Source organism: Pedobacter zeaxanthinifaciens (assembly GCF_003313335.1).
Lineage (GTDB): Bacteria > Bacteroidota > Bacteroidia > Sphingobacteriales > Sphingobacteriaceae > Pedobacter > Pedobacter zeaxanthinifaciens.
Genome location: NZ_QMHP01000001.1, coordinates 292927 through 304575, shown reverse-complemented (window position 1 = coordinate 304575; position 11649 = coordinate 292927). Strand labels below are relative to the sequence as shown.

The window sequence follows — 11649 nt, the reverse complement described above, 5'->3', positions numbered from 1 at the left end:
ATTCCGTCATTCTCGCGAAGGCGGGAATCTTAAGGAACATTAAACATTAACGGTTCTATATTTTATCGCATTACGATTCCGAAATAAATTCGGAATGACGAAACGTATAAAAATGAAAGCAGACTTACCAGAAAACATAGTTGAAGATGTAGCCATTGCGGTGGTTTTAATGAGCGAAACGCCAGAAGTAAAAAACTGGACGGTATACCTTGTAAACCTGAAAAACGTACCCATCACCAACGTACTCATTACCTCAAAAGGCTACGGCGAAAAAGATGGCAAGCAGGTAAAAACCTCTTTATTGAGGCATTTCATTGGAGATGTGCCTGCCCAAGGCTCCGCCGGCGTGGAAGCTATTGATCCTGCCGTATTCGGGCTAACGAACGAGTATTGGCTAAGCTACTACATCGACGGCACCATTTACGACAAGAAATTCATTTTTCTTCCAGAAAGTATTGTAGATGACAATTTGATAAGGATTCCGGTACTGAACAAACCCGGGGTGATGATTAGGTAAGTTGGTTGTTTTGTTGATTAGTGGTTAGTTGTTTGGTTGGTTCGTTGTATAGTTCAATAGTTTATTGGTAATCGATTATTGGTATTACTAACTAACACCTAATCCCTAATCCCTGATTACTGCTAGTTGATTATTGGTTATTACTCCCTCCATTGTCACGTTGAGCCCATCGAAATACTCTTTCCAACTGACCCCTAATATCTGATCCCTGATCCCTGATTATTCTTAATTGTTTTGTTCATTGCTAAATGGCAACTGCTAACTGATAATTGTTAATTGCTATCAAATTACTTACCACCTTCAAACAGTTCAGCCAATTTACTTTTCAAGATTTCACCTTTTAGGTCTTTTGCAATCACTATTCCATTTGGGTCAATTAAAAAGTTAGCGGGAATAGAAGTTATACCGTATTTTAGATACGCTTCACCTTTATTTCCCTTCAAATCAGCAACCTGTGTCCAAGTAAGCTTATCTTTTCCAATAGCTTCAACCCACTTACTTTTTTCTGTGTCTATAGAAACGCTTAAAATAGTGAAGCCTTTAGATCGGTATTTTTCATAAGCCGCAATCAGATTTGGATGTTCCTCCCGGCAAGGACCACACCATGAGGCCCAAAAATCCAGAAGTACGTATTTACTTTTAAGTGAGGCTAGGTTGATCACTTTCCCATCACTATCTTTCATGGTAAAATCTATTGCTTTTGATCCAATCATTACTTGCCTTTTCTTGTTAATTCGTTCGCTAATTATAAGGCCTTTTGCTGAGCGTTTAAAATGTTCCGGAAGCATGGAGTATACTTTCTCCACTTTAAAAATATGGCTATTAATCCTCGATAGGCTTTCTAACAAATCTAAACTAACTTGAGAGTTAGCATAATCCGCGGCAAAAGCCAATTTAATTTCCGTGCCTTCATAAAAGTTTTGCTCAATTGCTCTTTTACTATGATTTAGCAATGCGGTATCTTTTTTTTCCTCATCAGTAAAAAGTTCTGGATCTTTTATTTTCCTCATTTTTTCCTTTAAACTGCTTAACCTATTTTGCAATAGCTGTAAGGTTGTATTCAATGGTGTTCCACTTACAACTGCATTTAATAAGGTGTCTAAGCTATTTACTTTAATTATACTGGGTTCGATGTAAACTTCTACCCAATCATTAATAAAATCAGCATATTTTGGGTTTTGGTTTCGATAGAGATTAGCTTTAACGGGAGTTTTTATAAAACCTGTGAACGTAAATTTTCCGTTCGAAGCTATCGCCGTTTGGAAAACGCTTCTGCCTTCTTCTTTGTAGGATAGAAATAAGCTATCGCCATCTTTTATTTTCTGACCAAGGCCTAGCATATTAAAATTTGTTTGCCCGTAAGCCGTTGACCAGCTTACAAAGAGTAAAAAAATCAATATTATACGTTTCCATTGTTTCATACATCTTGAAGTTTGGATGCTTATTTTTGTAAATATATTAAGTTTTGCAGGTTTGAAAGACTAGAAAAGTTAGCTTTCCTAATATTTATATTTAGCATATTAAAAGACAACGTCACCATTTCAATTGCCTTCAAACATTTGGGAAAATATAACAGGTACTGTTTAATAAAACTTATAACAACGATTAAAATTATTACTACGCTCTCTAAGATACCTTGCTTCTGCCCTGCCCGGTATCTCGGCTTCAAAAACTAAAGCACCCTCGGTCGTTCCGCCGGTGCTGGTATAATTCAATTTAGAAGTAGTCGCATCATGACTAACACCTAGCCTAAATTTACTGGCCTTTTCTCCTTTTTTAAATAGATCTAAGATTACGGAAAGTACGATGGCATCATGCTGTTTACCATCTCCCCTATACCATATTCCTAAATTGATTGCATTAGTTTTATATTGAAAACCTGCACTTACCGAGTTAACTTTGTCCTGTCTGTACAACACCAGAGAGGGGATGATAGCTGGCAAATCTTCTCCATACCGATCTAAGCTGATTAAATAACTGGTATGGAAACCGTAGCGCATGGGCAGTTTAGCCACCTGCCCGGTAAACGACTCGTTAGGCTGGTTGATGTGTTGTGCCGAAGCCCCTAGCATAAAATTGCCTGTTACCAGATTAACACCAGCGCCACCATCAAAAAAGCTTCGGCTATTATTGGTAAATATAGAAGCTGACGATGCGCCACCGCCAATTATTCCTCTATCATCTATTTGATCTGCAAAGAGCAATTTACTTTCATCAACTCGACGATTGATGATACCTGCCTGTAAACCAAAAGACAGTCTGCTGTAATCGTTAAGTTCTACGTTATAAGATAATATAGTAGCTAAATTCAGCTTGGCAAGATAAGCCGTCCCCTCCGTTGATTTATTGGCGATAAAACCAATGCCTCCACCAAAAACAGGCAATTGATAATCTACCGAAAACGTATAACTATCTAGGGCACCCTGTATTTTGGTCCATTGCGAACGATAGATCATATTGAAACGAATATCGCCTTCAAATTCGCCACTTAGCGCTGGATTTAAATAGCCTGGAGCATTATAAAACTGAGAATAGATAATGTCTTGCGATTTGGCAGCAACTAACTGCAAAGCTAAAAATACACTGACTATAAAATATCTGAAAAATATCGCTTTCATTACCTAATCAAATGAATTACCCCTGTTTTAGTTTCTGCCTTGTTACCATATTTCATTCCCTTCCATACGCCGCCGTTGATATAAGTGGCTTCTGCTTGCCAGTAGTAAGCCCCTAACGGTAATAATGTATCGCCATTCATGCCATCCCAATATTCTGTTGGGACACCATCTTGATCTAACTTGTTAGTTTGCCAAATCAGCTGCCCCCACTTATTAAAAATTTTAAGATTATAGGTAGCCAAGCCACTTGCTTTCACTTTAAAAACCTTTAAATCGTTATTTAAATTTTCTGGTTCAAAAGCATTTGGGATGTATAGATAGCCTGGGAAATCAATAATGGTTACCTCGTCTTCTATGGTATTGACACAGTTACTACCATTAGTAATATGCAGTTTCACTTTGTAGGTGCCGAATCTATCATACTTATGTGTGATTTCTTTACGGTCTGCTGTAGTACCATCGCCAAACTCCCATCTGTAACTGATAATCTGCTCGGCACTTGTTGCCTTAAAGGTAAAACTGTAATCTGGCACTTTAATGATCTTGTTGGGCGTAATTTCAATATTGGCCTGCGGAGGAGGAAACACGCTGATGGCTTGCTTAACCACAGTTTCGTCTGTACAGCCGAAAGCATTACTTGCAATCAGTTTTACTGTATAAGCCGTACTGGAATATATGTATTGGTGTACCGGATTTTCTTCTCTAGAGAAACTCCCGTCTCCAAAATCCCAATAATAACTGGTAGCGTTTACCGAAGTATTCCTAAATCTAACACTCAATTGGTTACAACCATTATTTACATCGGTTAAGAAGGCGGCTCTAGGTGCATTCGATACCCTCACTTCTTTAATTTGGGTATCCGAACAAAAGCCGTTACTTACCGTTAGCTTTAATTGATATGCTCCCGGCCTGCCATAGCTATGCACAGGATTAATACCTATATAAACTGGTGTTCCATCACCATAATCCCAAGTGTAGGTAGTAGCGCCAATACTATTGTTGATAATTTGTACATCTAAAATTCCATTACAACTTAAATCGTTTCCTAAAGTAAATAATGCCTTTAAATAAGGATGAGTAGCTATTTCCAAAACCTGCTCGCTTGCGGCACAACCATATCTATTCTTGACAATCAGCTTGAGTTGATATCTTTTATCGAAGTCAGTCAAAATAATGTTATCTGGATTTCTTTCGGTAGACACCAACCTGCCATCCAAGTACCACTCGAAGATGTCTGCATAAGTAGACTGGTTATTGACAGTCAGTTTAAAAGGCGCACAACCTTTAACTTGCGCAACACTAAAAATTGCGGTAGGGAATGGATTAAACTGCAATATTTTTTCTTGGCTAGTGGTACAACCCACCATATTGCTAGCTTCTAATTTAATCTTAAATTGATATGGAAGCGATGCGCCATTAGGGACTACAAAGCGATGGGTTAAATCTCTCTGATTAGATACGAGAACGCCATTTACCCACCACTTATAAGTGACCACATCAGTACCGCCATACGTTGTTTGATTGCTAAAACTGGCATTGCCTGTAGTACCACATATCTCTGTAATAGAAGGATTAAAGGTGGCCAAGGGACTTTCGCTAACCCTCACCAACTGCGAGCTTGTATTAGTGCACCCCTGCGCATTGTAGGCCTTCGCAGTGACGGTATAATCACCCACCCTAACAAAAGTATGATTAACGTTTATTCCTGTAGCACGGCTACCATCGCCAAAATCCCACTCTACATTCACAACGTTATTTCCTGTAGCGTTGGCTCGTAAAACAAACGGACCACAGTTAAGTGTACCCGCATTGGTAGTAAAAGTGGCGTTAGGTGCAGCAAGTACATTTACTGTTTTGCTAATAATGGCTGTACAAGAACCGCCATTCGGATACACTTGGGTGGCTCTTAATGTAATGATTTTAACACCTGAGGTGGTATAACTGTGTTTAGGATTAACTTCGGTACTGGTGGTACCATCTCCAAAATCCCAAACAGAGGTAAATTGACTACCAGATAAATTAGTGAAGGTAAATTCAGCACCCACACAATCTTGCGGCTGATTTACATTAAAATTAGCTATCACCTGTGGGTAAACTGTAATTTCTTCTGTGGTGCTGATGGTAGAACAACCGTTGGTAGCGGTTAAAGTTACTCGATAAGCACCAGGAGTGCTATACGTGTGACTTAAATTTTCATTAACGGACTTTGTTTGACGAGTGGGTGAACCATCGCCAAAATCCCAAGTATAGAGATTACCTCCTGTAGATTGGTTAGCTGCCGTAAAATTGACTACCAATGGCGCACAGCCAAAGGTTTGCGTGGCATCTAAAACCAATTTTGAGAACACGCTTTGAGGCTGTACCCTAATTTCATAAGGCCTTGAAATTGACTCACCACACTCGTTACGGGTAGTAATAGTGATATAAAAGATTTTTGGCTGGTTAGTGCCATTCTGGTAAGTGTGGGTAATGTCTCGTGTATCATTATAAGTTTCTATTGCAGAACCATCTCCAAAATCTACCGCGTAGGTACTTACTAATGCTCTAGAATTTAAATTTGAAATAACCAAATTAAAAGGTGCACAGCCATTGATAGCCGACAAACCGAAATTGGCTGTAGTTTGCGGATTAACCGTAACTACTAATGTAATTTTATTTCCACTAGTGCATCCGTTAATACTCATTTCGTACTCATAAACCACATCAATTGGATTTACGGTGGTATTTATTAACGCTTCGCTAATGCTTCCAGCCGCATCTATACCTATACCACTAGCTGCTGCATTACTAATACCTAGGATGGCAGCTCTGGTCCATTTAAAGGTTACACCCGACGTAGAACTGACAGGGGTATATCTAAAAGTTTTACCGCTACAGATTTCTGTAGCCAAGGTACTACTTGTAAACATTGGGGACGGATAAACATCAATTTCATAGGTAGCTGTTTGACCTTCGCACCCATAAGCAATAGGTTTAACTGTATAGGTAATCTTATGTACCTGTGTACTGCTATTCATTAAAGTTTGTACAGGGATGTTGCCATTTCCACTAGTAGTAAAACCGGTAAGCTGGTTAGAGCTGGCAGTGGCCGTCCAGCTAAAGTTAGCATTAGCTACATTACTTTGAAATATCACAGCTGTGTTTCTTCCACCAGCACATACAGTTTGAGCTAAATTGGTATTGATTAATCTCGCTACCGGATTTACCGTTACACGATAGGTAGCTGTACTACCAGCACAAGCATTGGCATCATCTGTTTTAGCTGAAGCAGTATAGATAATGGTTAAAGGCACGTTGGCATTATTCACCAAGGTTTCAGTTGGAATTGTATTGGTACCCGATAAGGTAGCTACTCCTGTAATTCCAACAGGTACATTTGCGGTCCAAGTGATTTGCGCATTGGGTGTGCTGCTACTTAAGGTCACAGCTGGACTTGTCTTTCCAGAACAAATACTAAGATCACCACCAGAGAAACTAACTACAGGCGATGGATTTACCGTGATTTCAATTGCCAAGGCATCGCCATGACAAGCTACCAACGCATTTTCAAAGGTTGGAACTACGGTATACGTGACTGTTTGTGGGATTGCTGAAGTATTAATCAAGTTTTGAATAATGCTAGCACCGGTGCCACTTGAAACACCAGTTACATTGGGATTCGCACTTACCGACCACGAATATTGTGTACCCAACACATTACTACCTAGTATGATGTTGGTGCTTTGGTTACTGCAAATTGTTTGGTTGATTTGATTTGCAGTAAGCGTTGGAATTGGATTTACGGTAATGCGATATTCGGTTTCGACACCTTCACAATTAGCATCGCCACGCGTGATAGCTTTAGCTTTATAAATAATTGTAATTGGAGCACTGGTGTTATTTATTAAGGTTTGCGTTGGTATTTGGTTAGTGCCGCTAGTTGCCATTCCAACAATTCCCGCTACAGTTTGAGCTGTCCAAGCCAAATCTACGTTAGCTGTAATGCTACTTAGATCTACCGCCGCGGTAGTACTCTTGCTGCAAATAGTTTGATTGGGCAATGAAAAGTCTACCCTAGCTGCTGGATTTACAGTAATTCGATAACTTTTAGGCGTACCTTCGCAAGTTTTACCGGCATAGGTATAGATAGGTACTACTGTTATTTCTGAAGTAATAGGGTTGCTGCTACTATTTAAAGTGGTAAATGAAGGTATCGCCAGTCCCTCCCCATTACTTAAACCAATAGCCACATCCGACGACCAACGATACTTTACCGTAGCACCAACAAAAGCAACAGCATCCGAAGTTAGCGATACCGCCGTGGTTGCCTGCCCCGTACACAAAGTTCGGTCGTTTAAAGCAGTGGTAACATTAATGGTAGGTAATATGGTAAAGGTAAATGCTTTGGGAGTTGCATCGCAAGTTAAAGGAGCTTCCGTATAAATAGCTTTATAAGAAATGTTTGCCACCAAAGGAGCCTTTGTAGTATTATTAGCTGTAAACGCCGGTAACGATCCCCTTCCGCTAGCACCTAACCCGATGGAAGGATTGTCATTTTCCCAAGCATAGCTGATGTTGGCACTGCCGAAATCTGTAGTAAACACAATGCTATTTTGCGCTGCCTGATTGCACGACACCACATTCTGCTTTTGTACTAAATTAAATTGAGGAATAACAGCAATAGTTACTGTATTAGAAATGGCACTACAAGAACCGCTGTTTACTTTACGCCTAAAATAGGTTGTTTGTGTAAGATTGCCTGGCTGGTAATCTGCCCCTGTGGCACCAATAATATTGCTAAATCCGTTAGTCGACGGATTGGTGGATGCTTCCCATTGATAGGTAAAACTACCACTTCCTCCTGTAGGTACTTGCCCAATTAATTGCGAAGGAACTGAATTATAACAGATGGTTTGATTAGCATTGATATCGGTATTGGCCAAAGTACCTTGCACCGTAATGGCAATTTGATTAGAAGTTGAGTTACAGCTACCACTGCTTACTATGCGGCGGTAATAGGTAGTTACCGCCAACGCACTTGGTTGGTAATTTCTCCCGGTAGCACCAACAATGGGAACGAAATTAAGGTTATCTGTAGAAGATTCCCATTGGTAACTATATGCCCCAGAGCCACCAGTGGGAAGTTGCCCTGTTAACAAACTTGGAGTGCCATTGATGCAAATGGTCTGGTCTGCACTGGCAATATTGTTAGTAATAGTTGGATTAATTTTTACCGAAATAGCGGTATGATTACTCTCGCATCCATTAACACTTTGAGTAACATAATAGGTTAAAGTGGTAGCCACTGAAGTAATAGGTGTTGGTGCACCCGCCAACAAATTTGAGCTACTTATGGGCAGTGCGCTGTACCATTTTAAGTCGGTACCTGTTGCGGTTAAAGCTGTTGGCACATCATTTAAACAATATATATAATTTGCAGTGGCTAAAGGAGCAGCAGGTTTGGCCAATATTTCAATTTTAGTAGGCGAAGAGTAGAGCATATTACAGCTTCCACTTTTTACGACTGCCCTATAATGGGTAGTAGCAGTTAAACTATTGTAATTTAACGTTGGCGTTTGATTAAGTGGACTGACGTTAGACCAAGTGGTGCCGTTTGCAGATTGCTCCCAACGTAAAATACTACCAACATGGCCAGATAAGGTAACCGTACCAGCGGTTGAAGTACCGCAATAAGTTGTTGCCCCGCTGGTGGTACCTGCTACAGTTTCAGGGGATACAGTAATGGTCATGGTGTCTTCTGAATTACCGCAAGGGGCATAACCTTGCACCGTCCATTTCAAAAGATAAGTACCGCCGTTTACTAATCCGGTTATGGTTGCCGTGGGATTTGTGGCATCATCAAAAGTAAGTGCCGAAGTTCCACTTACCACAGACCATACGCCGCCAGTAGGTGCAACTGCGGCGCTTAATTGCGTGCTCGTAACATTGCATAAGCTGAGGTCAGCTCCCGCATTTGCAGCAGCTACAGCTGGGTTAACGGTAATGGTAAAGGTTTTGGCTTCACCTGTACAGCTGTTGCCTCCAGTAGTTCTAGGTGTAACTGTGATGGTAGCGGTAATAGGCGCTGTGCCCGTATTTGTTGCCGTAAAAGCGGGCAGACTGCTACTATTACCTGACGTAGCTAATCCTATAGCAGTATTGCTGTTGGTCCACGTGTAAGAGGCTCCACCACTCGTACTGGTGCTAAAAGCAGTTGCCGGAACGGAAGCACCTTTACATACAACAATATTTGCAATTGTATTTAGAACTGGTTTTTCATTGACTGTGATATTTTTAGTGTAAATCGTAGATGAACCACACTCGTTACTTACCTTTAGCCTAATCTGGTAATTTCCTTTTGTAGGGTAAACAATGTTAGTGGGATTAGCTGAAGCAGAACTTGCTGTACTAGCTCCAGGGAACTCCCATTCATAACTTACTGGATCAGTACCCCAGCAATTCTTAACGGTTGCCGTTGGGTTGATACTTGCACCCTCGCAAATGGTTGCGGGTATGGTAGAACTAATTGCAGCGGTTGGCGGCGCTTTAACAGTGATGGTTTGTGGGGCTGAAATAACTGAGCAACCTGTACCATTAGCATTAGTGGTAGTTAACGCCAAACTATAAACACCCGGCTGCGTTAAATTAAATGTTGGGTTTTCTAACGTTGAAGTCTGTGTCGTAAATGAGCCGAAATTATCACAGTCTGCCGTACTCCCCGTTCTAGTTAGTTGCCACGTGTAAGTGTTATTGCCACAATTTGGCAAAGGTGAATTAGAAGTGTTGGTAGGCCGCAGTGTATAAGGAGCACAGGTAGCAGTTGTAGGTAATGTAAAACTGGCTATTGGCTTTGGGTTTACGCAGATTTTCTCAGTTTTTTCCGTATCACCACATGGATTAGAAGTCTTAAGTTTTACTGTATATTCGCCAGCCGCTGCATAAGTATGTGTAGGATTTTCGGCAGAACTCGTATTACCATCGCCAAAATCCCAGCTATATACTGTCAAATTGGAACAATTTCCGTACGCACCCTTTTGAGTCCTATCAGTAAACCTTACAAAGTTACCCAAACAAATAACTCTAGAGTCTACTGTAAAATCCGCTACGGGCTTAATATTTATTTGAATATTACCTGCAGTATATGGTGTAATATCACAAGCATTTTTAACCAATAATCTAGCTGTAAATGTCTTCTCTGGGCAAGAAGAACGTGTGTATATATGCTCTATTCTAAAATCTTGCCCAGTAGAGTTTAAAGGATGTGAGAACGTTTCACTAGAACCGTCACCATATTCCATCACATAGGTTGTTCCGGGGGAGTTGTCTTTCCAGTTGCTAATAACAAAAGGTACTTTAGCCGGAGCACATAAATTAGTAGTACCGCCATCTGTACCCAAACTACCAGCTGGATTACTTTGATTAGCTACAGTTTGAGTAAACGTATTTACACAGCCGTTACTACCATAAGCAGTTACTTTCAGCGGAAAAGCATCTAAACGAGTGTAGGTATGCGAAATAGGAAAAGACACATCATCTACGCCTGTCTGAATAGTTCCATCGCCCCAATCAATAGTATAGCTCGTAATAGAAGTTTTATCAGTAGAAGTATTATTAATTGATAATGTATAGTTTGGATTACTGTTAGTAGGATTGTTATGGCAATTACTGAATGCATTAAAAACATTAACATCAGCTACACTTACTCGTGGTAGCTTTTTTACACTAATTACCTGTTCAGTAGAAGTCACACTTCTACAAACACTACTCGTTACAGTAAGTTTAACTTTAAACTCTTGGGTACCGCCACCTAAACTCGCAGTAAAAGTATGTGTTGGATTCTGAGCTGTACTGGTTTGTCCATCGCCGAACTCCCACAAGTAGCTCTCGCCATTAGTAGATGTATTGGTAAAAGTTACGGTTTCTGCGCCACAAGCATTATTTGTTGCGTTATGGGAAAAACTTGCCGTTGGTGCATCAAAGGTAATTGTAATCTCATTACTTACTTCGCCATCTTTTAAAATCCTATAAGTTCCAGAAGTGGTTGGTTTATAGGTATCAGAGGTTATGCCAATGCTGTTTCCGTCTTTTTGCCATTCATAAGCTCCTGCTTCGAATGTGTAAAGTTCAACGATGTCGCCAGCTAAACATCGCTTAGCAATAACTAATGTGCTATTTTCCTTTATCCTTTTTTCAGCTACAGCCTTCTTGTGTGCAATATGTAATTCTAAAGCATAACTTATCCCAATAAGAAATGGTAAAATGGCAAAAAGTAGAGAGAGACGCTTGATTTTATTCATAGTGTTTGGTCTACAAATATACTATCTTTTCAATAAATTTACTTTTCGTGTTTAATGCTGAAAAGATTAAGATATATTTTGGTAGATCAATTATATATCTTTATTACAGTATTTTATATTTTCAACTGTAACTTAAAATACATACTCCGCTTCATATATTACCGTACATTTTTGGCAGAATTCAACTGTATTTTCACTAGTTTATGTTCATATCAGTTAAGCTTAATATTTCCTACAA

The 11649-nt window shown here is 39.9% G+C and carries 4 protein-coding genes; 1 reads left to right on the top strand and 3 read right to left on the bottom strand.

The annotated features are described in order from the left end of the window. Positions 1-112 precede the first annotated feature (112 nt). Entirely contained in the window at positions 113-517 is a 405-nt protein-coding gene (locus DUT68_RS01195; RefSeq protein ID WP_113635456.1) for a hypothetical protein, read from the top strand. 287 nt (positions 518-804) lie between these two features. Here the strand turns inward: DUT68_RS01195 and DUT68_RS01190 are convergent, their stop codons facing one another. The 3 genes from DUT68_RS01190 to DUT68_RS01180 all read right to left on the bottom strand — a co-directional run bounded on the left by DUT68_RS01190 (position 805) and on the right by DUT68_RS01180 (position 11411). Then, the gene (locus DUT68_RS01190; RefSeq protein ID WP_237088231.1) at positions 805-1857 is read right to left on the bottom strand and encodes a TlpA disulfide reductase family protein; all 1053 of its coding nucleotides are present in this window, start codon (positions 1855-1857) and stop codon (positions 805-807) included. A gap of 243 nt (positions 1858-2100) precedes the next feature. Continuing rightward, the gene (locus DUT68_RS01185; RefSeq protein WP_113634980.1) at positions 2101-3135 is read right to left on the bottom strand and encodes a PorP/SprF family type IX secretion system membrane protein; all 1035 of its coding nucleotides are present in this window, start codon (positions 3133-3135) and stop codon (positions 2101-2103) included. Further along, positions 3135-11411, bottom strand: a complete 8277-nt coding sequence (locus tag DUT68_RS01180) for a PKD domain-containing protein (protein WP_113634979.1) — start codon at positions 11409-11411, stop codon at positions 3135-3137. The genes DUT68_RS01185 and DUT68_RS01180 overlap by 1 nt, the downstream gene beginning before the upstream one ends. Positions 11412-11649: the final 238 nt, after the last annotated feature.